Source organism: Leisingera sp. SS27, from assembly GCF_028368855.1.
In the GTDB taxonomy this organism is placed as follows: domain Bacteria; phylum Pseudomonadota; class Alphaproteobacteria; order Rhodobacterales; family Rhodobacteraceae; genus Leisingera.
The window spans coordinates 115,354-139,651 of record NZ_JAQNCY010000011.1; the positions used below are offsets into that span (position 1 = coordinate 115,354).

At 62.8% G+C, this 24,298-nt stretch carries 20 protein-coding genes and 1 pseudogene; 17 read left to right on the top strand and 4 right to left on the bottom strand.

Going from position 1 to position 24,298, the window contains the following annotated elements; all coding sequences use genetic code 11:
• The first annotated feature begins 235 nt into the window (after positions 1-235).
• The 9 genes from N6L27_RS18950 (at position 236) to folD (ending at position 9,574) form a co-directional block, all read left to right on the top strand.
• A complete protein-coding gene (locus tag N6L27_RS18950) occupies positions 236-1,609 on the top strand; it encodes an ammonium transporter (protein WP_029204636.1) in 1,374 nt (457 codons plus the stop codon).
• A gap of 11 nt (positions 1,610-1,620) precedes the next feature.
• Positions 1,621-1,836: a hypothetical protein gene (locus tag N6L27_RS18955; RefSeq protein WP_039185421.1), complete on the top strand. Its 216-nt coding sequence runs from the start codon at positions 1,621-1,623 to the stop codon at positions 1,834-1,836.
• Between the two features lie 134 nt (positions 1,837-1,970).
• The gene (locus N6L27_RS18960; protein WP_271908935.1) at positions 1,971-2,867 is read left to right on the top strand and encodes a class II glutamine amidotransferase; all 897 of its coding nucleotides are present in this window, start codon (positions 1,971-1,973) and stop codon (positions 2,865-2,867) included.
• Position 2,868: 1 nt separating this feature from the next.
• Positions 2,869-3,552, top strand: coding sequence for a GXGXG domain-containing protein (locus N6L27_RS18965; RefSeq protein WP_039185424.1), 684 nt, complete (start codon positions 2,869-2,871; stop codon positions 3,550-3,552).
• Between the two features lie 19 nt (positions 3,553-3,571).
• Positions 3,572-4,903: an FMN-binding glutamate synthase family protein gene (locus N6L27_RS18970; protein ID WP_271908937.1), complete on the top strand. Its 1,332-nt coding sequence runs from the start codon at positions 3,572-3,574 to the stop codon at positions 4,901-4,903.
• A 76-nt stretch (positions 4,904-4,979) separates the two neighbouring features.
• Positions 4,980-6,311, top strand: a complete 1,332-nt coding sequence (glnT, locus tag N6L27_RS18975) for a type III glutamate--ammonia ligase (protein WP_271908938.1) — start codon at positions 4,980-4,982, stop codon at positions 6,309-6,311.
• Between the two features lie 295 nt (positions 6,312-6,606).
• The gene (locus N6L27_RS18980) at positions 6,607-8,283 is read left to right on the top strand and encodes a formate--tetrahydrofolate ligase (RefSeq protein ID WP_039183948.1); all 1,677 of its coding nucleotides are present in this window, start codon (positions 6,607-6,609) and stop codon (positions 8,281-8,283) included.
• 58 nt (positions 8,284-8,341) lie between these two features.
• The gene (locus N6L27_RS18985; RefSeq protein ID WP_039183947.1) at positions 8,342-8,647 is read left to right on the top strand and encodes a chorismate mutase; all 306 of its coding nucleotides are present in this window, start codon (positions 8,342-8,344) and stop codon (positions 8,645-8,647) included.
• A 36-nt stretch (positions 8,648-8,683) separates the two neighbouring features.
• A complete protein-coding gene (gene folD, locus N6L27_RS18990) occupies positions 8,684-9,574 on the top strand; it encodes a bifunctional methylenetetrahydrofolate dehydrogenase/methenyltetrahydrofolate cyclohydrolase FolD (protein ID WP_271908941.1) in 891 nt (296 codons plus the stop codon).
• An 87-nt stretch (positions 9,575-9,661) separates the two neighbouring features.
• Here folD and N6L27_RS18995 read toward each other — a convergent pair whose 3' ends face one another.
• Positions 9,662-10,504 (bottom strand): DMT family transporter, encoded by an 843-nt coding sequence (locus N6L27_RS18995; RefSeq protein WP_271908942.1) that lies wholly within the window; start codon positions 10,502-10,504, stop codon positions 9,662-9,664.
• Positions 10,505-10,685: 181 nt separating this feature from the next.
• Here N6L27_RS18995 and tdm point away from each other — a divergent pair, with 181 nt between their 5' ends.
• Positions 10,686-13,055 carry a trimethylamine-oxide aldolase Tdm gene (tdm, locus tag N6L27_RS19000; protein WP_271908943.1) on the top strand — a complete coding sequence of 790 codons (2,370 nt, stop codon included), beginning with the start codon at positions 10,686-10,688 and terminating at the stop codon, positions 13,053-13,055.
• 29 nt (positions 13,056-13,084) lie between these two features.
• Positions 13,085-13,501 carry a group II truncated hemoglobin gene (locus tag N6L27_RS19005; protein ID WP_271908945.1) on the top strand — a complete coding sequence of 139 codons (417 nt, stop codon included), beginning with the start codon at positions 13,085-13,087 and terminating at the stop codon, positions 13,499-13,501.
• A 109-nt stretch (positions 13,502-13,610) separates the two neighbouring features.
• Here the strand turns inward: N6L27_RS19005 and N6L27_RS19010 are convergent, their stop codons facing one another.
• The 3 genes from N6L27_RS19010 to N6L27_RS19020 all read right to left on the bottom strand — a co-directional run bounded on the left by N6L27_RS19010 (position 13,611) and on the right by N6L27_RS19020 (position 16,733).
• A complete protein-coding gene (locus N6L27_RS19010) occupies positions 13,611-14,873 on the bottom strand; it encodes a glycerate kinase type-2 family protein (RefSeq protein ID WP_271908946.1) in 1,263 nt (420 codons plus the stop codon).
• Between the two features lie 80 nt (positions 14,874-14,953).
• Positions 14,954-15,931 (bottom strand): HpcH/HpaI aldolase/citrate lyase family protein, encoded by a 978-nt coding sequence (locus tag N6L27_RS19015; RefSeq protein ID WP_271908947.1) that lies wholly within the window; start codon positions 15,929-15,931, stop codon positions 14,954-14,956.
• A 187-nt stretch (positions 15,932-16,118) separates the two neighbouring features.
• The gene (locus N6L27_RS19020; RefSeq protein WP_271908948.1) at positions 16,119-16,733 is read right to left on the bottom strand and encodes a response regulator transcription factor; all 615 of its coding nucleotides are present in this window, start codon (positions 16,731-16,733) and stop codon (positions 16,119-16,121) included.
• Positions 16,734-17,043: 310 nt separating this feature from the next.
• Here N6L27_RS19020 and N6L27_RS19025 point away from each other — a divergent pair, with 310 nt between their 5' ends.
• The 6 genes and pseudogenes from N6L27_RS19025 to glyA all read left to right on the top strand — a co-directional run.
• Positions 17,044-18,294: an aminotransferase gene (locus N6L27_RS19025; protein ID WP_271908949.1), complete on the top strand. Its 1,251-nt coding sequence runs from the start codon at positions 17,044-17,046 to the stop codon at positions 18,292-18,294.
• Between the two features lie 32 nt (positions 18,295-18,326).
• Positions 18,327-19,526, top strand: a complete 1,200-nt coding sequence (locus N6L27_RS19030; protein ID WP_271908951.1) for a malate--CoA ligase subunit beta — start codon at positions 18,327-18,329, stop codon at positions 19,524-19,526.
• Positions 19,523-20,416, top strand: coding sequence for a succinate--CoA ligase subunit alpha (gene sucD, locus N6L27_RS19035; protein ID WP_019296923.1), 894 nt, complete (start codon positions 19,523-19,525; stop codon positions 20,414-20,416). The genes N6L27_RS19030 and sucD overlap by 4 nt, the downstream gene beginning before the upstream one ends.
• Before the next feature lie 99 nt (positions 20,417-20,515).
• Positions 20,516-21,487 carry a 2-hydroxyacid dehydrogenase gene (locus N6L27_RS19040; RefSeq protein ID WP_271908952.1) on the top strand — a complete coding sequence of 324 codons (972 nt, stop codon included), beginning with the start codon at positions 20,516-20,518 and terminating at the stop codon, positions 21,485-21,487.
• Positions 21,487-24,147, top strand: coding sequence for a phosphoenolpyruvate carboxylase (locus tag N6L27_RS19045; protein WP_271908954.1), 2,661 nt, complete (start codon positions 21,487-21,489; stop codon positions 24,145-24,147). Before N6L27_RS19040 ends, N6L27_RS19045 begins: the two co-directional genes overlap by 1 nt.
• Positions 24,148-24,160: 13 nt before the next feature.
• A pseudogene (gene glyA / locus N6L27_RS19050) lies at positions 24,161-24,298 on the top strand (serine hydroxymethyltransferase); the annotation flags it as partial.

Here is a 24,298-nt window from a genome sequence, read left to right on the forward strand (position 1 = left end):
GCTCTCCTGCCTGAAACTGTTGCGCTGCGGCAGGTGTTTAGCCCTTCAAAGTCCGAGGCTTAGAGGTCGCATCGGGAGTGGCAGGCGCCGTTTTCGGGCTGCTGCAATTTCCCTAAAGGTAACAATTTTTCACATGATTATTGACAGCTCACCCCCCTGAGACCCAATAATATAGGAAAATAATTTTCCCAAGAGGCAAAAATGCCCGGGATTATGCCAACAGGAGGGCAAAACATTGGATGGAAATCTGAATGCGTTAACGACGGTGTTCACCGAGTTCTATTACTGGGTGACCGTTGTCTTCATGTTCCTCATTCACGTGGGGTTCTGCATGTATGAGGTCGGCGCCAGCCGTCACCGCAACCACATGCATACACTGATGAAGAACATCATGATCATTCCGCTAGTCACGGTGACCTTCTTCTTCTTCGGCTGGTGGATCTACTGGTCGTTCCCGAACTTCCCGTTCTTTGGCGGGCTGAATCATGATGCGGGCGCTGCGAACCTGCCGTGGTCGGAAAATATGGGCACCAACCTGTCGGACCGGATCACAGGTGTGTTCTGGGCGGCGTTCCTGCTGTTTTCCTGGACCGCGGCCTCGATCGTGTCCGGTGCGGTCATTGAACGGATCCGCTCCTCCGCGCTGTGGGTGCATGCGGTCATGATCGGCTCGGTGTTCTGGATCATCGACGCGGCCTGGGGCTGGCATGCCGAGGGCTGGATGGTCAAATACCTTGGCTATCACGATGCCTATGCATCCGGCGTCATCCACGCGATTGCCGGCGGTTATGCGCTGGGCGTCATCATGGTGCTGGGCCCGCGCTTGGGTAAGTTCGCTGCTGACGGCACGCCGCGGGATATCCCGCCGCATAATCCATGGATGCTGACCATCGGGATTTTCCTGATCTACTCCGGCTTCTGGGGGTTCTACGCAGCCTGCAACATCCCGGCGATTTCGCCCGAAGGAATCGGCGGTTTGCTGACCGGCGAAACATGGACGGCGACTAACATCTATCTGGCGCCGACCTCGCTGTCTGCGATCACCTTCAACTTCCTGATGTCGCTGTCCGGCGGTCTGATGGCAGCCTATGTGGTGTCCAAGGGCGATGCGTTCTGGACCTTCTCAGGCGGTCTGGCGGGGATCATCACCGCCTCTGCTGGCAACGACCTGTACCACCCGATCCAGGCGATGCTGGTCGGCGCGGTTGGTGTCGTGATCGTCTACAAGCTGCACTACTGGGTCGAGCGGACCTTCAAGATCGACGATGCGGTCGGTGCGGTTGCTGTGCACGGTTATTCCGGCATCGTGGGCCTGATCATCGCAGGCTTCCTGCTGTGGGGCGCGCCGAGTTCGCCTTATGAGGGCTATGCCACCGTCAACCCGGTTGGCCAGACCATTGGCGCTGTGATCATGTTCTTCGTGCTCGGTTTCCTGCCGGCCTTTGTGATCTCCAAGATGCAGGCCGCGGCCGGCGTGCTGCGGATCCCGCTGGAGGTCGAGCTGCAAGGTCTCGATTACGCCGAACACCATGCCTACGAAGACGCCAAGGCCGAAATCATCGCTGCCGACAAGGCTGCGCTGAATGGCGGCACTGTGCCAGCTGAATAAGGAGAATTGAAATGTCGACGATTGGATATGACAGCTGGGCCGTGGACCTGGCAGAGGTAGGGGCGGTCTACCCGTTCCAGGGATCCGAAGGCTTGATGGTGGTCCTGGGGGTGGCCTTCTGGATCGGCTGGCACAGGATTCAGTTTGTCCGGGAGGGCGCCCATCTCGATAAGGCTAAAGAGATGGGTGACAAGGAGAAAATAAGCGCTCTGCTGGAAAAATACTGATGTAGAGACCTGCAGGGGCGCGCCAGACCGGCGCGCCCTTTGTTTCCTTAAGGGGAAAATAAGTTTCATTAGAGTTGAACGGGTGAGCGCAAACTGCTAGCGTTGATTCGAGATGAAAAGCAGGAGGCACACCCATGTGCGGGATTGTCGGTCTTTTTCTGAAAGACAAAACACTAGAGCCAAAACTGGGCGATATGCTCACCGATATGCTCATCACCATGACGGACCGCGGTCCTGACAGTGCGGGCATTGCAATCTACGGATCCGAGGCGGAAGGGCGGACCAAGCTCACCGTTCAGTCGGATGCGCCGGACGCGGCCTTTGACGGGCTGGACGGGGCGCTGGCCGAGGCGCTGAGCACCGATGTGTCGATCCGGGTGATCGATACCCATGCGGTGCTTGATGTGCCTGCGGGCAAGAGCGAAGAGGCCCGCGCTGCGCTGGCGGAGCTGCGCCCCGGCATGCGCGTCATGAGCGCGGGTGATACCATTGAGATCTACAAGGAAGTGGGCCTGCCCGAGAAGGTTGCCGAGCGCTTCGACGTGCGCGGCATGAGCGGCACCCATGGCATCGGCCATACCCGCATGGCTACCGAATCCGCCGTGACCACCGAGGGCGCGCATCCGTTCTCCACCGGGTCGGACCAGTGCCTGGTGCACAACGGTTCGCTGTCGAACCACAACTCGCTGCGCCGCAAGCTGCAGCGCGACGGTGTGCGGATCGAAAGCCAGAACGACACAGAGGTGGGCGCGGCCTATCTGACCTGGAAGATGCAGCACGGCGCCACTCTGGGTGAAGCGCTGGAGGGCACGCTGGAGGATCTGGACGGGTTCTTCAACTTCGTCGTCGGCACCAAGGACGGCTTTGGCGTGGTCCGCGATCCGATCGCGTGCAAGCCGGCTGTGATGGCGGAGACAGACCAGTATGTGGCTTTCGGCAGCGAATACCGCGCGCTGGTGAACCTGCCGGGCATCGAAGACGCCCGCGTCTGGGAGCCCGAACCCGCAACCGTTTACTTCTGGAACCACTAAGATGCAGACATATGATCTTGAAGCAAATGGCCTGCGCGGTCTGAACTCCGCCCTGCAGGAACTGAACGGCAGTTCCAACAAGACTGCCTGGGAAATCGTCAACCCGAAGGGCAGCCATGCGATTGCCGTTGGTCTGAACTCACCCGTTGAGGTGACCGTCAAGGGCTCCACCGGGTACTACTGCGCCGGCATGAACCAGCAGGCGACGGTCCGCGTCGAGGGCTCGGTTGGTCCCGGTGTGGCGGAAAACATGATGTCGGGCACCGTGATCGTCGAGGGCGACGCCAGCCAGTATGCCGGGGCCACCGGCCATGGCGGCCTTCTGGTGATCAAGGGCAATGCCTCGTCGCGCTGCGGTATCTCGATGAAAGGCATCGACATCGTCGTGCACGGCAACATCGGCCATATGTGCGCCTTCATGGGGCAGGCCGGCAACCTGGTGGTGCTGGGCGATGCCGGCGATGCGCTGGGCGACAGCTGCTACGAGGCGCGTTTCTTTGTGCGCGGCTCGGTCAAGAGCCTGGGTGCGGACTGCATCGAGAAGGAAATGCGCCCCGAGCACATCGAGATCCTGAAGGATCTGCTGGCCCGCGCTGGCGCCGATGCGAAGCCGGAAGAGTTCAAGCGCTATGGCTCTGCCCGCCAGCTCTACAACTTCGACGTCGACAACGCGCAAGCGTACTAAGGACAGGGATCAAAAAGACATGGATAGCAATAACATCCCCCGTACAGTCCCGATCCAGTCGGCGACATTTTCCAACCCCATCAACGCGGAAATCCGCCGTGCGGCGGCCACCGGGATCTATGACATCCGAGGCGGCGGCGCCAAACGGAAGGTGCCGCATTTCGACGACCTGCTGTTCCTGGGCGCCTCGATCTCGCGCTACCCGCTGGAAGGCTACCGGGAGAAATGCGAGACCAAGGTGACACTGGGCACCCGCTTCGCCAAGAAGCCGATTGAGCTGGATATCCCGATCACCATTGCCGGCATGAGCTTTGGCGCGCTGTCCGGCCCTGCCAAGGAGGCCCTGGGCCGCGGCGCATCCGCTGCAGGCACCTCGACCACCACCGGCGACGGCGGCATGACCCCGGAAGAGCGCGGCCATTCCACCAAGCTGGTCTACCAGTATCTGCCGTCCCGCTATGGCATGAACCCCGATGACCTGCGCAAGGCGGACGCGATTGAGGTCGTGGTCGGCCAGGGCGCCAAGCCCGGCGGCGGCGGCATGCTGCTGGGCCAGAAGATCTCTGACCGCGTTGCGGAAATGCGCACCCTGCCGAAAGGCATCGACCAGCGCTCCGCCTGCCGCCACCCGGACTGGACCGGACCCGATGATCTGGAAATCAAGATCCTGGAGCTGCGCGAGATCACCGATTGGCAGGTGCCGATCTACATCAAGGTCGGCGGCACACGCCCCTACTATGACACCGCGCTGGCGGTGAAGGCCGGTGCGGACGTTGTGGTGCTGGACGGCATGCAGGGCGGCACCGCTGCCACCCAGGATGTGTTTATCGAACACGTCGGCCTGCCGACCCTGGCCTGTATCCGCCCCGCCGTGCAGGCGCTGCAGGATCTGGGCGTGCACCGCGAGGTGCAGCTGGTTGTCTCCGGAGGCATCCGCACCGGGGCTGATGTGGCCAAGGCGATGGCGCTGGGCGCCGACGCCGTTGCCATCGGCACCGCGGCATTGGTTGCGCTGGGCGACAACGACCCGAAATGGGAAAGCGAATACCAGAAGCTGGGCACCACCACCGGCGCCTATGACGACTGGCATGAGGGCAAGGACCCGGCCGGCATCACCACCCAGGATGCTGAGCTGATGAAGCGCCTGGATCCGGTCGATGCGGGCCGCCGCCTGCGCAATTATCTCAAGGTGATGACGCTGGAGGCCCAGACCATCGCCCGCGCCTGCGGCCACAACCACCTGCACAACCTCGAGCCCGAGGATCTTTGCGCCCTGACCATGGAGGCCGCCGCCATGGCGCGGGTGCCGCTGGCCGGCACCGACTGGTACCCGGGCAAAGCAGGGTTCTGATGATTGGCGGGGCGCGGCTGGCAACGGTTCGCGCCCCATTTTCGAAATACGTTCAACAGGGAAAGGAAGTAAGACCATGACAACAGATCTGGCTGCTTTCGCAAAAGAAAAAGGCGTCAAATACTTCATGATCTCCTTCACCGACTTGTTCGGCGGGCAGCGCGCCAAACTGGTGCCGGCAGAGGCGATCGCGGACATGCAGGAAGACGGTGCCGGCTTTGCCGGGTTTGCCACCTGGCTTGACCTGACGCCTGCACATCCGGACATGCTGGCGGTCCCGGATCCGTCTTCGGTGATCCAGCTGCCATGGAAACCGGAGGTCGCCTGGGTGGCGGCGGATTGCGTTATGGAGGGCGAAGACGTGGCCCAGGCGCCGCGCAACGTGCTGCGCCGCCTGATCAAGGAGGCCGCGGACGAAGGCTTGCATGTGAAGACCGGCATCGAGGCCGAGTTCTTCCTGCTGTCGCCGGACGGGGAGCAGATCTCCGACCCCTTCGATACGGCGGAGAAGCCCTGCTATGACCAGCAGGCGGTGATGCGCCGCTATGACGTGGTGCGCGAAATCTGCGACTACATGCTGGAACTGGGCTGGGGCCCGTACCAGAACGACCACGAGGACGCCAACGGCCAGTTCGAGATGAACTGGGAGTTCGACGACGCGCTGTCGACCGCCGACAAGCACAGCTTCTTCAAGTTCATGACCAAGTCTGTGGCAGAGAAGCACGGCTACCGGGCAACTTTCATGCCCAAGCCTGTTGAGGGCCTCACCGGCAACGGCTGCCACGCCCATATCTCGGTCTGGGACGCTCCGGGCAAGGATTCCCGCACCAACGTTTTTGCCGGGGAAAAGGGCACTGGTCAGATTGCCGAGCTCGGTCTGTCGGAGCAGGGCGGCTGGTTCCTGGGCGGCATCATGAAGCACGCCTCGGCGCTGGCGGCGATCACCAACCCGACGGTGAACTCCTACAAGCGCATCAACGCGCCGCGCACCATGTCGGGCGCGACCTGGGCGCCGAACACCGTGACCTGGACCGGCAATAACCGCACCCACATGGTGCGCGTCCCCGGTCCCGGCCGGTTCGAGTTGCGCCTGCCGGACGGGGCGGTGAACCCCTACCTGCTGCAGGCGGTGATCATCGCCGCGGGCCTTTCGGGTATCCGCTCAAAGGCCGATCCCGGCCCGCGCCATGACATCGACATGTATGCCGAAGGCCACACCATCACCGATGCGCCGAAGCTGCCGCTCAACATGCTGGATGCTTTGCGCTTCTACGACAAGGATGACGGGCTGAAGGCGATGATGGGCGAGGAGTTCTCCGCCGCCTATCTGAAGATGAAGCAGCAGGAGTGGAATTCCTTCGTTAACCATTTCTCCCGCTGGGAGAAGGACAACACGCTGGATATCTAGGCACTGATTCCCCTGTTCGGCCTTCGGGTTGAACCTTGCGCGGCCCGGGTCATGCCCGGGCCCTTTTTGTTTGCGGCGGCCTCTGCCGCATATGCGCCGTTTTCACCCTGGGTGAAAAACCGCCTGTTTCCTATCGGCGGCGAAAAAGGGGAAAACGCCAGCTTTTGCACGGAAAACCGGGCAGGAGGGTGTTGACGGTAAGGAAAAAAAATTGAGTAATAGGAATATATCTTGCCTCGCACTAAACTTGTGCTGCGGGGAGTGAACCGGAACGGATGGCAGCAGGGAGATGGCCATGAGCTACAAGAGTGACATCGAGATTGCGCGTGAGGCGCAGAAGAAGCCGATCCAGGAGATTGGCGCGAAGATCGGGATTTCCAGCGATGACCTGCTGCCCTACGGCCATGACAAGGCGAAGGTGAGCCAGGGGTTCATCAATTCTGTGCAGTCGAAGGAAGACGGCAAGCTGATCCTGGTCACTGCGATCAACCCGACGCCCGCGGGCGAAGGCAAGACCACCACCACCGTGGGCCTGGGCGACGGGCTGAACCGGATCGGCAAGAACGCGATGATCTGTATCCGCGAGGCTTCGCTGGGCCCGAACTTCGGCATGAAGGGCGGCGCTGCAGGCGGCGGCTATGCCCAGGTTGTGCCGATGGAGGAGATGAACCTCCACTTCACCGGCGACTTCCACGCCATCACCTCGGCCCACTCGCTGCTGTCGGCGATGATCGACAACCACATCTACTGGGGCAACGAGTGCGACATCGACACCCGCCGCGTCGCCTGGCGCCGTGTGGTCGACATGAACGACCGCGCGCTGCGCACCATCACCGCGTCCCTGGGCGGCGTGTCCAACGGCTTCCCGCGTGAAGCAGGCTTTGACATCACCGTGGCCTCGGAAGTGATGGCGATCCTGTGCCTGGCGAACGACCTGAAGGATCTGGAAAAGCGCCTGGGCGACATCATCGTGGCCTACCGCCGCGACAAGACCCCGGTCTACTGCCGCGACATCAAGGCCGAAGGCGCAATGACCGTTCTCTTGAAGGACGCGATGCAGCCGAACCTGGTGCAGACCCTGGAAAACAACCCGGCCTTCGTGCACGGCGGCCCCTTCGCCAACATCGCACACGGCTGCAACTCCGTGATTGCCACCAAGACCGCGCTGAAAGTTGCCGACTATGTGGTGACCGAGGCAGGCTTCGGCGCTGACCTCGGCGCCGAGAAGTTCATGAACATCAAGTGCCGCAAGGCAGGCATCGCACCGTCCGCGGTTGTGCTGGTTGCCACCGTGCGCGCGATGAAGATGAACGGCGGCGTTGCCAAGGCGGACCTGGGTGCTGAGAACGTCGACGCGGTGAACTCCGGCTGTGCCAACCTCGGCCGCCACATCGAGAACGTCAAATCCTTCGGCGTGCCGGTTGTGGTTGCGATCAACCACTTCGTCACCGACACCGACGCCGAAGTGGACGCGGTCAAGGCCTACTGCGCCACCCACGGCGTTGAAGCCGTGCTGTCGCGCCACTGGGAGCTGGGCTCCGAGGGCTCCGCGCCGCTGGCCGAGAAGGTTGTCGAGATCGTCGACGCCGGTTCCGCCAACTTCTCGCCGATCTACCCGGACGACATGCCGCTGTTCGAGAAGATCGAGACCATCGCCAAGCGCATCTACCGCGCCGACGAGGTGCTGGCGGACAACAAGATCCGCAACCAGCTGAAGGAATGGGAAGACGCGGGCTACGGCAACCTGCCGGTCTGCATGGCGAAGACCCAGTACTCCTTCTCGACCGACCCGTCCCTGCGCGGTGCGCCGGTGGGCCACTCGGTGCCGGTGCGCGAAGTGCGCCTCAGCGCCGGTGCGGGCTTCATCGTTGCGGTCTGCGGCGAGATCATGACCATGCCGGGCCTGCCGCGCAAACCGGCGGCGGAAACCATCCGCCTGAACGAGGACGGCCAGATCGAAGGCTTGTTCTAAGACAAGATATGCGACATTCAGCGGCCCGGGACATCCCGGGCCGCTGGAGTTTTAAGACATGAGCACAGAGACACCGCCGCAGGACTGCCAGTCGATGGCAGAGGTGCGGGCCCAGATTGACAGGCTGGACATTGAGCTGGTGCAACTTCTGGCCGCCCGGGCGGGCTATATCGACCGGGCGATCCAGCTGAAGCAACAGAACGGCTGGCCGGCGCGGATCCCGGAACGGGTTGAGGAAGTGGTCATGAATGCCCGCGCCGCGGCGGAGGCTCAGGGGCTGGACCCCGATCTGATCGAGCATCTGTGGCGGCAGCTGGTGGACTGGTCGATTGCCCGCGAGGCGCGGGTGATCCGGGAAGAGTAAGGCGGGCCGGATGCCTGCACAAAAAGGAAGAGAGCAATGGCAGCAACTCTGATTGACGGCAAGGCCTTTGCGGCCAAGGTGCGCGGCCAGGTGGCCGAACATGTGGCGCGGCTGAAAGAGCAAAACGGCATCACCCCGGGCCTGGCGGTGGTGCTGGTGGGCGAGGACCCGGCCTCCCAGGTCTATGTGCGCTCCAAGGGCAAGCAGACCGTCGAGGTCGGCATGAACTCCTATGAGCACAAGCTGGAGGCGGACACCTCCGAGGCCGATCTGCTGGCGCTGATCGACCAGCTGAACAACGACGCATCCGTGCATGGCATCCTGGTGCAGCTGCCGCTGCCGAAACACCTGGACGAGGATCTGGTGATCAACTCGATCGCGCCGGAGAAGGACGTGGACGGCTTCCACATCTCCAACGTGGGCCTGTTGGGCACCGGCCAGAAATCGATGGTGCCCTGCACGCCCTTGGGCTGCCTGATGATGCTGCGCGACCACCACGGCAGCCTCTCGGGCATGGACGCGGTTGTCATTGGCCGCTCCAACATCGTCGGCAAGCCGATGGCGCAGCTGCTGCTGGGCGACAGCTGCACCGTGACCATCGCGCATTCGCGCACCAAGGACCTGCCCGACGTGGTGCGCCGCGCTGACATCGTGGTTGCCGCCGTGGGCCGCCCGGAAATGGTGCCGGGCGACTGGATCAAGGAAGGCGCAACCGTGATCGACGTGGGCATCAACCGGATCGAGCGCGGCGGCAAGAACGTGCTGGTCGGCGACGTCGACTTCGCCTCCGCCGCGGAACGCGCCGGCGCCATCACCCCTGTCCCCGGCGGCGTCGGCCCGATGACCATCGCGTGCCTGCTCGCGAACACCGTCACCGCCTGCTGCCGCGCCAACAACCTCGCAGAGCCAGAAGGCCTCACAGCCTGAAGCGCAGCGCAGAACAGCAACGGCTGAAAATGACACTCCCGCCGGATCGCCTCCGGCGGGTGTTTTTTCGGAAAGATGAAATGAGCGTCAGAAACCTAGGTAGGCGATGCCGCCGAAGGTGACGGCAACGCTGATCCATTGCGCGCGGGTCATGCTTTCGCGCAGAACCAGCCAGGCCAGAACCACGGTGACAAGTCCGAAAAGCGAGGCACTGACGGAGGCGAACTCAGGCCGGTGAAGTGTGCCGGAGTAGATCACCAGGCCAAGCGCCGCGGCGTCCAGCGCGCCCATCACGCAAAGGAGCGGCAGGACTTGGCGGGGTGGGAGCTGCAGCGCACGCAAGAGGATTGCGAGGGCTGCCGCAAGCAGGATTGCAGCCGCGCGGGTCAGGATCAGCACCGGCAGCTCGGCGCCGGCCTGGGCTGCGGCCTGGCCGGTTGCAAAGGTCAGCGCAAAGCCGATTGCCGCCATCAGGCCCCATCCTGCGGTCCGCGGGTTGAAGGCGCCTCCGTCGTCGTCGGCTGAGAACACCGCGATGCAGCCCACGCCGCCAACCACGGCGGCAACCGCCAGCCAGTGACCGGGACCAACCGGCTGCCCCTGCATCATGGCCAAGCCAAGCGACAGCACCGGATAGGCACCGATCAGCGGTGCCGCCAGCCGGACCGGCCCCAGCGCAAAGGCGCGGTACAGCGCGTAGGACGCAAGAGCGTATATGGCGCCGGAGAGCCCGGCGAGCTTGGCTACGGGCAGGGTCATTGCCGGCCAGTCCGCCAAGGCAAGGCCTGCTGCAGCCATTAGAATCGCACCCGTTGCAAACACCGTCAGCATGGCTGGCAGAATGCCGGTTTTCTTGGAGACAACCCGCACGCAGAGGTCATGTATGCCCCAGGCAAGCGCTGCAATCAGTCCCAGTACGAGCGAGTGCATGGCGGTTATCCTTTTGTTTGCGGCATTCACCCCCAGGAAAATGCCGCATCCCGGGCAATCGCCATTTTTCCGCAGAAAATCAACATGTTTGTTGATTAGAGTGCCGTATCGGAATATTCTTTTCAATAAATAAATATTCCGACCGTGCAATAATTGGCCGGAGTTCAGCAGGAGATGCGCGATGAATGACCTGAGCTTCCCTGAGGTTTTCAAAGGGCCGCCCAAACCGTCTGGGCAGTATCAGCCGTCGGTGTTCTCATTGCCCAAGGGAACCGAACGCTATGCGGTTGAAGGCTGCGGCGCGATCCTGATCCGGGTGGAGACCGGCGACCGGGTGACGGTGATCAATGACGAGGGCGGCCAGCCCTGCGAGATCATCGCCGCGGAGGAAAAGGGGCGCATCGATGCCGGGATCATCGGTGCTGCGGCGAACAGCGATGCCGGCGGGCTGAAGGCGCTGCTGACGTCCTCGGATCAGTCCCTGCGCGGCCTGCGCATGGGGATGGAGGCGCGCGGCATCGGCCTTGCGCAGGGCGGTGCGGTGCGGGTCTTTGACAGCTCGACACCGGCCAAGACCGAGGAGAGCTTCGCCGTGCAGCGCGACGGCGTGGTGATCATCGCGGCGCCCGGCGGGATCATGGACTTCGAGATGCAGGACACCGCGACCTCATTGACCGTGATGGTCAAGCGCGCGGTTATCAAGCAGGTGGCGCGGTTTGAAGTGCCCGATCCGCTGGCGGAACCCGTCAACGAGGTGCGGGTGCACAGCGCCACGGCTGAGAGCTATTTTGTGAAGGCCGGCGACTACATCCAGATCATCGATGTGGACGGGCGCCAGTGCACAGACTTCCAGTGTTTTGCCGCCCGCAAGCTGGACAAGGGCATCGAGCATGCGCTGGATGTGACCACCACGCGCACGCTGATGGGCCATGCCTATCCGATGCCGGGGCTGCACGCGAAATACTATGATCAGGACATGCTGCCGCTGGTCGAGGTGGTGCAGGACACCGTGGGGCGGCATGATGCCTTTGCCCTCGCCTGCGCCGCGAAATACTATGACGACATCGGCTATCCCGGCCATGTGAACTGTTCGGACAACTTCAATGCTACGCTGGCCCAGCATGGTGTGACGCCGCGGGCAGGCTGGATGGCGATCAACTTCTTCTTCAACACCGGCCTGGACGATCATGGCGTGATGTATGCCGATGAGCCCTGGACCCGGCCCGGCGATTACGTGCTGCTGCGCGCGCTGACCGATCTGGTCTGTGTCAGCTCTGCCTGTCCGGATGACACCAGCGCCGCCAATGGCTGGAACCCCACCGACATTCACGTCCGCACCTACAGCGGCCAAGAGAGTTTCAAGCGGGCAATTGCGTTCCGCGCGACCCCTGAATCGGAGCCCAAGATGACCAAGGAAACCGGTTTCCACGACCGCCTCAGCAAGATGACCCGCAACTTCATCGAGTATAACGGGTTCTGGCTGGCCAATTGCTATGCCGAGTCCGGACCGCTGGAGGAATACTGGGCCTGCCGCGAGAAATCGGTGGTGCTGGACCTGTCCGCCCTGCGCAAGTTTGAGATCACCGGACCGGACGCCGAGGCGCTGTGCCAGTACATCTTCACACGCAACATCAAGAAGCTGGCGGTGGGGCAGGTGGTCTACACCGCGATGTGCTACCCGCATGGCGGCATGATCGACGACGGCACCGTGTTCCGCCTGGGCAAGGACAACTTCCGCTGGATCGGCGGTTCGGACTATGGCGGCGAGTGGATCCGCGAGCAGGCGGAGAAGCTGGGGCTGAACGTTCTTATCCGGTCCTCGACCGACATGCAGCACAATATCGCCGTGCAAGGGCCAGAGAGCCGGGATCTGCTGAAGAAGATCATCTGGACCATGCCCCATAATCCGACGCTCGGGGAACTGGGCTGGTTCCGCTTCACGCCCGCACGCATCGGGGATGACCAGGGCGTCCCGGTGGTGGTCTCGCGAACCGGTTATACCGGCGAGCTGGGATATGAGATCTTCTGCCACCCGAAACACGCCAGTGAGGTGTTTGACACGGTCTGGGAGGCCGGGCAGGACCACGGCATCCGCCCGATGGGGCTGGAGGCGCTGGATATGGTGCGGATCGAGGCAGGTCTGATCTTTGCCGGCTATGACTTTTCCGACCAGACGGACCCGTTTGAGGCTGGCATCGGCTTCACCGTGCCGCTGAAATCTAAAGAAGACGATTTCATTGGCCGCGATGCGCTGATCCGGCGCAAGACCACGCCTGCCCGCAAACTGGTCGGGCTGGACATCGACTCGGCGATCGACGTGGGCCATGGCGATTGCATCCACATCGGGCGGGCACAGATCGGCGAGGTGACATCTTCCATGCGTTCGCCGCTGCTGGGCAAAAATATCGCGCTGGCGCGGGTGGATGTGTCCTGTTCGGAGACCGGAACCGAGGTGGAAATCGGCAAACTTGACGGGCATCAAAAACGCCTGCCTGCCAAGATTGTACCCTTTGCGCATTACGACCCAAAGAAGACCCGGCCTCAATCCTGAGACCGGCCGTATGGGGGCAGGGAGATGACATGGTTCAGAAGCTGATAGAGCAGATCGGCGGCGAAGAAATTCTGCGCAAACTGGTCGAGCGGTTCTACGATATCGTCGAGGAAACGGAAACCGGCGCGCAGATCGTCAAGCTGCACAAGCGGGGGCATGGCATGGACCACGCCCGGATCGAACAGTTCAACTTCTTGTCCGGTTTCATGGGCGGGCGCCGCTACTATGAGGAAAAGCACGGCCACATGGACGTGAAGCTGATGCACGCCCATGTGCCGATCACCGAGGAAGATGCCGAGAACTGGCTGAAATGCATGGACCAGGCGCTGGAGGATCTCAAGCTGGAAGGGCCGCATGTGGAGCGGTTGCGCCAGGTGTTCCGCCGGGTGGCCCTGATGCTGGTAAACGATTTGGCCGAGTGGGGCGAGAAGCGCGCCACGGCTTGAGCGCGCCGCCTGTTGACAAAGCGGGAGCCCCCTTTCGGCGGCAAAGCCGCCTTGCGGGCAGCGGGCCGGGAGTATTTCAGGAATGATGAAAAGCAGGAGTGGCCCGGTATCAGCCGGGCCGCCTAAGGAAGACCTGCACGTCGGCTACATTGGTTCCTGTGCCGCCGGTCATGAGTAATGCGCCTGCAGCCTTGAGTGCGGCGTAGCTGTCATTGTTGGCAAGCAGCGCGTCCGGGTCCAGGCCGGCAGCCTTGATGGCGTCCCAAGTGGCAGGGGTTGCGATGCCGCCGGCGGCGTCGGTGGGGCCATCGCGCCCGTCAGTGCCGCCGGAGAGGAACAGCCAGTCGCCGCTCAGCCGTTCAGCACCCAGTTTGGCGACGCGCAGGGCCAGTTCCTGGTTGCGCCCGCCGAGGCCGCTGCCGCGGAGCTGCACGGTGGTTTCACCGCCGAAGATCAGCGCAACAGGGCCGCCTTTGGGGGCGTTTTCTGCCGCTGAAACAATGGCTTCTGCAGCGTCCGCCACATCGCCGGTCAGCCGGTGGGAGATCAGTTTCGGGCTCCAATCCTCTGCTGCTGCAGCCATCATCGCCTTGAGGCTGTGACGGTTGGAGCCGATCAGGGTATTGGTGGCCGGGGGCGGCGTCTCTTGCGCCTCTTCATTGGTGCTGAGATGGGATTTGACGGCCTCAGGTGCACTGTCCCAGATACCCGAGCGCTGCATAATTTCGCGCGCCTCTGCGCGCGTGCCGATCGGTGCCACGGTAGGGCCGGAAGCAATGGCGCGCAGATCGTCGCCGATTACGTCAGACAGGATGAAGGCTTGAACCCGGGCAGGTGCGGCATGGCGCAGAAGCCCGCCGCCCTTGGTGTCCGACAGCTGCTGGCGGATCAGGTTCATCTCGTTGATTTCGAGGCCCGAGGCGAGCAGAAGTTTGTTCACGGCCGCCTTGTCCGCGAGCGTCAGGCCTGGGATAGGGGCCACCATCAGGGCTGAGCCGCCGCCGGAAATCAGCGCGATCAGCCGGTCATCCGGGCCAAGGGAACGCGCCAGTTCAATGGCTGCCCGGCCTGCGGCGGCGCTGGTTTCATCCGGTACCGGGTGGGCGCCGCAAAGAACGGTTGCGCCAAGGATTTCTGTGTAGTTCTCAGGGTTTGTGATGACGAGCGCCTGCTCGGTATCCGGAACCAGCACCAGCGCCTCGCGCATCATCGGGATGGCAGCCTTGCCCACGGCCAGCAGCACATTCCTGCCGCCCCCGGGCAGGGGGGAGAGCGGCGAGGACGCCAGCTGCGCACGCAGGGCCTTTGCCGGATCTGCCCGGTCGACAGCGGCCTGAAACAAGGCCTTGGCGGTGGTCAGCAATCCGGTCATCTGCATCTCCCTGGCATAGCGCCGCTTAGCCGCCCCGGCCAATGCCGGGACGGCGTAAGGTCTTGAAAGCGGCCGGCGGCTTAGTTGCCGGCGATCTGCTCGGCCTTTTCCACCAGCACTTCTGCCTGACGGATCGAGGCGTAGTCAATCAAGCGCCCGTCGAGCGACACTGCGCCTTTGCCTGCGGCTTCGGCTTCGGCCATGGCTTCCAGAATGCGGTGCGCCTTGGTGATTTCCGCATCCGATGGCGACATCACTTCGTTGGCCAGTTCGATCTGGCTGGGGTGGATCGCCCATTTGCCTTCACAGCCCAGAACCGCGGCACGTTTGGCGGCGGCCTTGTAGCCTTCCTTGTCCTGGAAATCGCCGAACGGGCCGTCGATCGGGCGCAGGCCGTTGGCGCGGGCGGCAACCACCATGCGGGCCAGGGCGTAGTGCCACATGTCGCCCCAGTGCACATCGCGCGAGCCGTCGGCCGCCGGGTCGGTCAGCACCGAGTAATCGGGGTTCACGCCGCCGATGATGGTGGTGCGGGCGCGGGTCGATGCGGCATAGTCTGCAACGCCGAAATGCAGCGATTCATTGCGCTTGGAGGCTGCGGCAATTTCACTCACGTTCTGCATGCCGAGCGCGGTCTCGATAATGTGCTCGAAGCCGATCCGCTTCTTGTAGCCCTTGGCGTCTTCGATCTGAGTGACCAGCATGTCGACGGCGTAAACATCGGCTGCGGTGCCGACTTTGGGGACCATGATCAGGTCAAGGCGTTCGCCTGTCTGTTCAACCACATCGACGACATCACGGTACATGTAATGGGTGTCGAGGCCGTTGATTCGCACCGACATGGATTTGTTGCCCCAGTCGATGTCGTTCAGGGCTTCGATGATGTTCTTGCGGGCCTGGTCTTTTTCGTCCGGTGCAACCGCGTCTTCGAGATCCAGGAAGATCACGTCGACATCGGATTTCGCTGCTTTTTCAAACATTTGTGGCTGAGAGCCGGGGATTGCCAGCTCGCTGCGGTTCAGGCGGCCAGGGGCCTGTTCGACGGTATGAAACGACATGGGTGCGCTCCTCATTCGCAATGGGGTTTCGTCCTCTCCTCCTTAGGCATTCCCCATGAGGGCGTTTCCTGTCAAGAAAAATGTTTTCATTTAAATACATTCGCGCGGGAGCGCGCCCGCGCGTCGCGCCCTCGTGTGCGTACGCGTGCGCGTGCCCGCGTGCGAGGCGCAGGGCGGCAATCCGGGGTCATTCCTCGAGGCTGAAATCCCCCCTGGCGGCGCGGTTGGCGTAGTAGAACGCGATCGCCTGGGCGCGGTTCTTGACCGAGAGCTTTTCGTAAAGGTTCGAAAGATGGAATTTCACCGTGTTGGTCGAGATCTCCAGCTCCTTGCTGAGCTCCTTGTTGGTGAGGCCCTTGGACAACGCCTCCAGCATTGTGCGCTCGCGACGTGACAGCTGCTCGATCGGATCGGTTTGCAGGCCGCGGACGTCGAGGAAGGGAAAAACCATTTTGCCCTCGGCGACAGAGATGCAAGTGTCCAGCAGCCCCTCGACGGCGCTGGAGCGCGGGGCAAAGCCGGCCGCGCCAGCGCTCATTGCCTTGCGCGGCACATCGCTGCTTTCGTCGGCATAGACCACTAGCCGCGGTGCGTTGGCCTGGTCGCGCAGCACCTCGATCAGCTTGGCGCCGCCGAGCGCGGGCAGGTTCCAGTCGATGATCCCGACCTGGACCGGCACCCGCATCACCGTTCCAAGGAAGCCTTCGGCGGTGGCGGATGTGGCGACCAGCGAGAATCGCCGGTCCTTGTCGAAGATCTCGGACATGGCAGACAGCACCAGCGGATTTGCGTCAGCAAGCATGACCGATATCGGGGAAACTTTGTCGCTTATAGGAGTCATTTGGTGCCCTTTTGTCAAAAACTACCCAAAAGGGCAGGGTCGTTTTCGGTATGCGATGGTATTTTTACCAGTATGGGTGGGTTTTTAGCCGCCCAATTAGATACCCAAAAGCAGGATATAGGAATGTTGCGGGTTTTGTCGACCTGGGTTTTCCTTGGGTTAACAGATGTTGCACGACAGGAAACAAACCTTCCCGCAGTGAAGACCGCCGCGACGAAGGCCCGGGACCTCCGGCACATCGCCGACACGAAACCAGCGAGGCCTGACCCCGATGACTGAACCCACGATCTTTCCCAGCCTGGAAATCCCGGAGACCCTGGCCGCCGGCCCTGGCCCGGGCAATACCGACCCCCGCGTGCTGCAAGCCTTTGCCAACACCGGCCTGGCCGACCACATGCATGCGGACGTGCTGCGCGGCATGATCGAGTGCAAGCAGATGTTGCGCGACCTGTGGGGCACCACCAACACCTACACCTACGGCGTTGGCGGCACCGGCTTCTCCGGCCTGGACTGCATGCTGAACGCAATCCTGCCAGGCGACACCGTGGTGGCCTTCCAGAACGGCACCTTCTCGGGCATCGACGCGATGACCATCCGCATGAAAGCCGCCACCCGTGAGGAGCTGGCCGCCGACGCGATGAACCCGCAGCCCGCCTCGGTCACCGTGGTCGATGTGCCGCACGGCGAGTCGGTGTCCGGCAAGCTGGTGGAGCAGGTGCTGGCCGAGAAGAAACCCAAGTGGGCGTTCATGGCGCATTGGGAAACCGGCTCGGGCCGCATCAACGACCTCAAAGGCTTCTCGGACGCTTGCGTGAAGCACGGCGTGATGGGCCTCATCGACGCTGTGTCATCGCTGGGCATCGAAGATTTCTCGATCGACGATTATCCGGGCGTTGCCGGCTGGGCCTCCTGCCCGCAGAAGGGCGTGCTCTGCCTGCCGCTGACCTATGCGCCGGTGTCCTTCACCGACAAATACATCCAGACCGTGCGTGAAAACGGCTGCCATTCCTATGTTCACAATCCGATCCTTGAGGCCCGCCACTGGGGCATCGTGGACGGCCAGGACGTTGCGGCCGGCACCTACCACCGAACACACTCGGGCTATGCGGTTGCCGCCTTCCACGAGGCGCTGCGCATCACCCTGCAGCATGGCCGCGCCCAGAAGGCCCGCGACTATGCCTTCCACGAGAAAGCGCTGCGCGACGCCGTCACCGCAATGGGCTGCGACGTGACCAGCAACATGACCAGCCTTGTGGTTCTGAACCTCCCCGGCGATCTGGCAGGCCGCGAAAAAGAACTGGTCGGCAACTGCCGCGCCGTCGGTTTCGGCATCTGGCCGACCCTGTCGGAGCCGGTTCAGGTCCGTATCGGCATCCTGAACCAGATCACCCCTGCGGCCATCACGGACATCGTCAACCGCTTCGGTAAGGCGATGAACGAAATGGGCGCAAACGTCGACATGGACGCGATCAACGCCCTGCTCGACCGGCACTACTCCGCAGCCCTTGAGGCGGCTGAGTAACTTATTCCGACATCCATGAGGAGGAGAGGACCATGGATATCCACGAGTATCAGGCCAAGGAAGTTCTGAGCAACTTCGGCGTGACCGTACCCCCGGGCGCGCTGGCCTACAGCCCCGAGCAGGCGGCCTACCGCGCACGGGAACTGGGCGGTGACAAATGGATCGTCAAAGCCCAGGTTCACGCCGGCGGCCGCGGCAAAGCGGGCGGTGTCAAGCTGTGCAACTCGGAAGCTGAGATCTACGAGGCGACCGAGAACCTGTTCGGCAAGAAGCTGGTGACCCACCAGACCGGCCCTGAGGGCAAAGGCATCTACCGTGTCTATGTCGAAGGTGCGGTTCCGATCGCCCGCGAGATCTATCTCGGCTTTGTGCTGGACCGGTCCAGCCAGCGGGTGATGATCGTTGCCTCGTCCGAAGGCGGCATGGAGATCGAAGAGATCTCTGCCGAGCGCCCCGAATCCATTGTGCGCTCGACCGTTGAGCCGGCCGTGGGCCTGCAGGACTTCCAGGCGCGGGAGATCGCGTTTGCCCTGGGCATCGAACCGGCGATGACGCAGCAGATGGTGCGCACGCTCAAGGGCTGCTACCAGGCGTTTTCCGAACTGGACGCCACCATGGTTGAGATCAACCCGCTGGTGGTCACCTCGGACAACCGGGTCATCGCGCTGGATGCCAAGATGACCTTTGACGACAACGCCCTGTTCCGCCATCCGCAGATTGCTGAGCTGCGCGACAAGAGCCAGGAAGACCCGCGCGAAGCCCGCGCTGCCGACCGCGGCCTGTCCTATGTCGGCCTGGAAGGCAATATCGGCTGCATCGTGAATGGCGCAGGCCTGGCGATGGCAACCATGGACACCATCAAGCTGGCCGGCGGCGAGCCTGCCAACTTTCTGGACATCGGCGGGGGCGCAACGCCTGAACGGGTCGCCAAGGCCTTCCGTCTGGTGATGTCCGACAGCAATGTGCAGGCGGTTCTGGTCAACATCTTTGCCGGTATCAACCGCTGCGACTGGGTTGCCGAAGGCGTCGTGCAGGCGCTGAAGGAAGTGCAGGTCGACGTGCCCGTCGTGGTCCGTCTTGCAGGCACCAACGTGGAGGAAGGCCAGAAGATCCTGGCGCAAAGCGGCCTGCCGCTGATCCGCGCAACCTCGCTGATGGAAGCCGCTGAGCGGGCTGTCGGCGCGTGGAAAAACGACCTTGATCAAAACACTCGTGTGAGGGCCGTCAAATGAGCATCCTTCTTGATCGCGAAAGCCGTGTCATCGTCCAAGGCATCACCGGCAAGATTGCCCGGTTCCACACCAAGGACATGATCGAATACGGAACCAACGTCGTGGGCGGTGTCGTTCCAGGCAAGGGCGGCGAGACCGTCGAGGGCGTGCCGGTCTTCAACACCGTGAAAGAAGCGGTTGAGGCCACCGGCGCTAATGCCTCCTTGGTGTTTGTGCCGCCGCCGTTTGCCGCGGATTCCATCATGGAAGCGGCGGATGCGGGTATCAACTACTGTGTCTGCATCACTGACGGCATCCCTGCCCAGGACATGATCCGGGTGAAGCGCTACATGTACCGCTATCCCAAGGACAAGCGGATGATCCTGACCGGTCCCAACTGCGCGGGCACCATCTCGCCTGGCAAGGCGCTGCTGGGCATCATGCCTGGCCACATCTACCTGCCGGGCACCGTGGGTATTATCGGCCGCTCGGGCACCCTGGGGTATGAGGCCGCGGCGCAGCTGAAAGAGCTGGGCCTGGGGGTTTCCACTTCGGTCGGGATTGGCGGCGACCCGATCAACGGTTCCTCCTTCAAGGACATCCTGGAGTGGTTCGAGAAGGATCCGGAAACCGAGGTCATCGCGATGATCGGTGAAATCGGCGGCCCGCAGGAAGCGGAAGCGGCGGATTACATCAAGAACCACGTGACCAAGCCGGTTGTGGCCTATGTCGCGGGTCTGACCGCCCCCAAGGGCCGCACCATGGGCCACGCAGGCGCGATCATCTCAGCTTTCGGCGAGTCGGCCTCTGAGAAGGTGGAGATCCTCTCGGCGGCTGGTGTGACCGTTGCCGAGAACCCGGCAGTGATCGGTGAAACCATTGCAAGCGTGATGAAAAAGAACGCTGCCTGATCCAGCCCTGGATCAGGTGCGACGCTCCACCCCTGGCCCGGGGCAATGGCGGGGGTGGAGCGCATTAAAATAGCACAAGCACGTTAGGGAGACGACATCATGGCAAAGCCCAAGGTTCTGGTGACCCGCCGCTGGCCCGCCGCCGTTGAGGCACAGCTGTCCGAGGCGTTTGATGCCGTGCTGAACGCGGGCGACAAGCCGCTGAGCGAGGAAGAGCTGCGTGATGCGATGACGTCTTATGACGCGGTGCTGCCGACCGTCACCGACAAAATCTCCGCCACGGCGTTCGACATTGCCAAACCGCAGGCCCGGATCCTGGCGAACTACGGTGTCGGCTACTCGCATATTGATATGCATGGTGCGGCCGGGCACGGCATGACCGTGACCAACACGCCGGATGTGCTGAGCGAATGCACCGCCGACATTGCCATGACCCTTATGCTGATGGTGGCCCGCCGGGCCGGCGAAGGTGAGCGCGAGCTGCGCGCCGGCGAATGGACCGGCTGGCGACCGACCCATCTGATCGGCACCAAGGTTTCCGGCAAGACGCTGGGCATCGTCGGCTTTGGCCGCATCGGCCAGGAGATGGCTCGGCGTGCCCACCACGGCTTTGGCATGAAGATCGTGGTGCAGAACCGCTCGCGCGTATCGCCCGAGATTCTGGCCCGCTACAATGCAACCCAGGCCGACAGCCTGGAAGAGCTGATGCCGCAGTGCGATTTTGTCTCTCTGCACTGCCCGGGCGGCACTGCAAACCGGCATCTGATCAACACCCGGATGCTGAACCTGATGAAGCCAGACGCCTTCCTTATTAATACAGCCCGCGGAGAGGTGATCGACGAACTCGCGCTGTCCCGTGCCCTATGGTTCGAAACCATCGGCGGCGCGGCGCTGGATGTGTTCGACGGCGAGCCGCGCATCAACCCGGACCTGCTGGACTGCGAGAACCTGGTGATGCTGCCGCATCTGGGCAGTGCCACCCGGGAGGCGCGCGAGGCGATGGGCTTCCGCGTGCTGGATAACCTGACCGATTTCTTTGCAGGGCGTGAGCCGCGCGACCGGGTGATGTGATGGCTGATCCTGCCGAAACTGCCCATGCGGAGCAGGAAGATAGCAGCTATGCCTCCGGTCTTCGTGCAGAATTGCACACCCTGTGGCTGGATGTGCTGCGCCAGCGGGCACCGGAAGTTGCAGCCAAGGTCGTTTCTGAAGCTGCTTGGGACCTGTCTGACGGTCAGCCTGCGACCGCCTATATGCAAGCCTTCAACATCTGGTTCCAGCTGCTGAAAATCGTCGATGAAAACGCTGCCATGCGCGACCGCCGCATGGCCGAAACCCAGGACGGCCCGGAAGTTGTCGAGGGCAGCTTTGCCCGCGCATTGGATCTCGCAGGTGAACTGGCCACGCCGGAGCGGCTGCAGGAGGTCGCCAGCCAGTTTTCCATTGGCCCGACACTGACCGCGCACCCGACCGAAGCCAAGCGTGTCACCATCCTGGAGATCCACCGCCGTATCTACCGCGGGCTGGTGTCGCTGGAGGCTAAGCGCTGGACCCCGCGCGAGCGCGCCGACCTGCTGGAGGATCTGCGCTCTGAAATCGACCTGTTGTGGATGACGGGCGAGCTGCGCCGCGACCGCCCCAGCCTGCAGGATGAAATCCAATGGGGCTTGCAGTTCTTCCGCGACAGCCTGTTTGAAGCGGTGCCGCAGCTGTTTGAACGCTACATCGCCGCTGCCGAACCGCGGCTGGGCGAGAGCGCCGACGCACCCTGCCTCAAGTTCCATTCCTGGATCGGCGGCGACCGTGACGGCAACCCGAATGTGACGGTGGACGCCACCGCTGCTGCACTGACAGCGAACCGTGCGGCGATCCTGAAGCGCTACAAGAAGACGCTGACCACTGCTGCCGAGCGGATCTCCATTTCGGCTGCCGTGTTTGCCCTGCCGGACAGCGCCTCTGCCCGGCTGGCTAAGGTGATTGCCGAGGCCCCCGGTGCTGCATCGCTGTCGGTCCGCAACCCGGGTGAAGTCTTCCGCCAGGCGCTGACCGCGATTCTGGCGCGGATTAAGGCCACGGCTGCAGAAGAAACCGGCGCCTATAAACATCTGGGTGATTTTGTTGCCGACCTGACAGAAGTGGAAGAGGCGCTTGAGCAAATCGGCGCGCACCGCCTGGCGGCTCGTTACGTGCGGCCGGTCCGCTGGCAGGCGGATGTATTTGGGTTCCGCACGGTGACGCTGGATATCCGCCAGAACTCCACCGTGACCACGGAAACGCTGACCGAAATCTGGGCACGCTCCGGTGAAGTGCCGAACTTTGGCAGCCCGGACTGGTCCGCTCGTCTGCGCAAGGAACTGGGAAGCGCTTCGCTTCCTTATATGACCCCGGATGAGCTGAGCCCGCAAAGCGGCGAATTGCTAAAACTGCTGCGGCTGATGCGCGATGCCGCTGCCGGTGAAGATCCCCAGGCAATGGGCCCCTTCATCCTGTCGATGACCCGCTCCACCGATGATCTGCTCGGCGTTTATCTGCTGGCGCGCTACGCCGGGTTCGGCGCTGAAAAGGCTGCGCTTAAGGTCGTTCCGCTGTTTGAAACCATCGGCGACTTGCGTGCCGCGCCCGGTATCCTTGACGGCCTGCTAGACGTCCCTTTTGCCCGCCGTTCGCTGAAATCCAGTGACAACCGGATCGAGGTGATGCTGGGCTATTCCGACAGCAACAAGGACGGCGGCTTCCTGTGTTCCACTTGGGAGCTTGAAAAGGCGCAGCGCCTGATCACCCGCACCTTGGCGGCGCATAGGATGAAACCGGTTTTCTTCCACGGCCGCGGCGGCTCGGTCTCCCGTGGCGGGGCACCCGCGGAGCGCGCCATTGCGGCCCAGCCTGCAGGCACCATCGCGGGACGGATGCGGATCACCGAACAGGGCGAGGTTGTCAGCTCGAAATACGCCAACCGCGGCACGGCCCTGCATCAGCTGGAGCTGATGGCGTCCTCAGTGCTGCGCCATTCGCTGCAGGAAGGCACGCCGCCGGTGAACCCCGAGCATGATGATGCGTTCGAGGCGCTCGCGGGCATGTCCCAGGCGGCCTATTCCAACCTTCTGAACGCGCCCGGTTTCCTGGATTATTTCCAGCAGGCCAGCCCGGTGGAAGAGCTGGCAATGCTCAAGATCGGCTCGCGCCCTGCGCGCCGGTTCGGGGCCGGCTCGCTGGATGACCTGCGGGCAATCCCTTGGGTCTTTGCCTGGTCTCAGAACCGCCATATGATCACCGGCTGGTACGGTTTCGGCTCGTCGGTTGCCAGCTTCCGCAAGTTCCGCGGCGTGCGCGGCGAGGCGGTGCTGCAGGACATGTTCGCGGGCTCGCCGCTGTTCCGCCTGGTGGTGGACGAGGTCGAAAAGACCCTGTTGCAAAGCGATATGGAGATTGCCGCCGATTACGCAACGCTGGTTCAGGACGCCGAGATCCGCGCGCGCATCTTTGGCGCCATCCGCAAGGAGTACCAGTTTGCCTGCGAGGCGATCCTGTTCCTGACCGGTGACAGCAGCCTGTCGCAGCGGTTCCCGCGCCTGCGCGCCCGTTTCGGCAGGGTTGAGACCATGCTGCGCGAAATTCACAAGACCCAGGTGCGCCTCCTGCGGGAGGAGCGCGCCAGGAAATCACCAACAGTGCCGGTCCCGCTGATGCAGTCGATGAACTGCGTCGCCGCGGGCCTTGGCTGGACTGGATAGACAGGAGCCCCGAATGTCCAAAGATCTGTTTTTCACCCAATCCCTCTCTGAGCGCGATCCTGAACTTTATGCCTCGATCACGGCGGAGCTGGGCCGCCAGCGCGACGAGATCGAGCTGATTGCGTCTGAGAACATCGTCTCCGCCGCAGTG

What these genes read in the sequence shown, in the direction of transcription:
- N6L27_RS18955 (WP_039185421.1), top strand. Translation starts at nt 1,621, where the DNA reads ATGTCGACGATTGGATATGACAGCTGGGCCGTGGACCTGGCAGAGGTA.
- N6L27_RS18960 (WP_271908935.1), top strand. Translation starts at nt 1,971, where the DNA reads ATGTGCGGGATTGTCGGTCTTTTTCTGAAAGACAAAACACTAGAGCCA.
- N6L27_RS18965 (WP_039185424.1), top strand. Translation starts at nt 2,869, where the DNA reads ATGCAGACATATGATCTTGAAGCAAATGGCCTGCGCGGTCTGAACTCC.
- N6L27_RS18970 (WP_271908937.1), top strand. Translation starts at nt 3,572, where the DNA reads ATGGATAGCAATAACATCCCCCGTACAGTCCCGATCCAGTCGGCGACA.
- glnT (WP_271908938.1), top strand. Translation starts at nt 4,980, where the DNA reads ATGACAACAGATCTGGCTGCTTTCGCAAAAGAAAAAGGCGTCAAATAC.
- N6L27_RS18980 (WP_039183948.1), top strand. Translation starts at nt 6,607, where the DNA reads ATGAGCTACAAGAGTGACATCGAGATTGCGCGTGAGGCGCAGAAGAAG.
- N6L27_RS18985 (WP_039183947.1), top strand. Translation starts at nt 8,342, where the DNA reads ATGAGCACAGAGACACCGCCGCAGGACTGCCAGTCGATGGCAGAGGTG.
- folD (WP_271908941.1), top strand. Translation starts at nt 8,684, where the DNA reads ATGGCAGCAACTCTGATTGACGGCAAGGCCTTTGCGGCCAAGGTGCGC.
- N6L27_RS18995 (WP_271908942.1), bottom strand. Translation starts at nt 10,504, where the DNA reads ATGCACTCGCTCGTACTGGGACTGATTGCAGCGCTTGCCTGGGGCATA.
- tdm (WP_271908943.1), top strand. Translation starts at nt 10,686, where the DNA reads ATGAATGACCTGAGCTTCCCTGAGGTTTTCAAAGGGCCGCCCAAACCG.
- N6L27_RS19005 (WP_271908945.1), top strand. Translation starts at nt 13,085, where the DNA reads ATGGTTCAGAAGCTGATAGAGCAGATCGGCGGCGAAGAAATTCTGCGC.
- N6L27_RS19010 (WP_271908946.1), bottom strand. Translation starts at nt 14,873, where the DNA reads ATGACCGGATTGCTGACCACCGCCAAGGCCTTGTTTCAGGCCGCTGTC.
- N6L27_RS19015 (WP_271908947.1), bottom strand. Translation starts at nt 15,931, where the DNA reads ATGTCGTTTCATACCGTCGAACAGGCCCCTGGCCGCCTGAACCGCAGC.
- N6L27_RS19020 (WP_271908948.1), bottom strand. Translation starts at nt 16,733, where the DNA reads ATGCTTGCTGACGCAAATCCGCTGGTGCTGTCTGCCATGTCCGAGATC.
- N6L27_RS19025 (WP_271908949.1), top strand. Translation starts at nt 17,044, where the DNA reads ATGACTGAACCCACGATCTTTCCCAGCCTGGAAATCCCGGAGACCCTG.
- N6L27_RS19030 (WP_271908951.1), top strand. Translation starts at nt 18,327, where the DNA reads ATGGATATCCACGAGTATCAGGCCAAGGAAGTTCTGAGCAACTTCGGC.
- sucD (WP_019296923.1), top strand. Translation starts at nt 19,523, where the DNA reads ATGAGCATCCTTCTTGATCGCGAAAGCCGTGTCATCGTCCAAGGCATC.
- N6L27_RS19040 (WP_271908952.1), top strand. Translation starts at nt 20,516, where the DNA reads ATGGCAAAGCCCAAGGTTCTGGTGACCCGCCGCTGGCCCGCCGCCGTT.
- N6L27_RS19045 (WP_271908954.1), top strand. Translation starts at nt 21,487, where the DNA reads ATGGCTGATCCTGCCGAAACTGCCCATGCGGAGCAGGAAGATAGCAGC.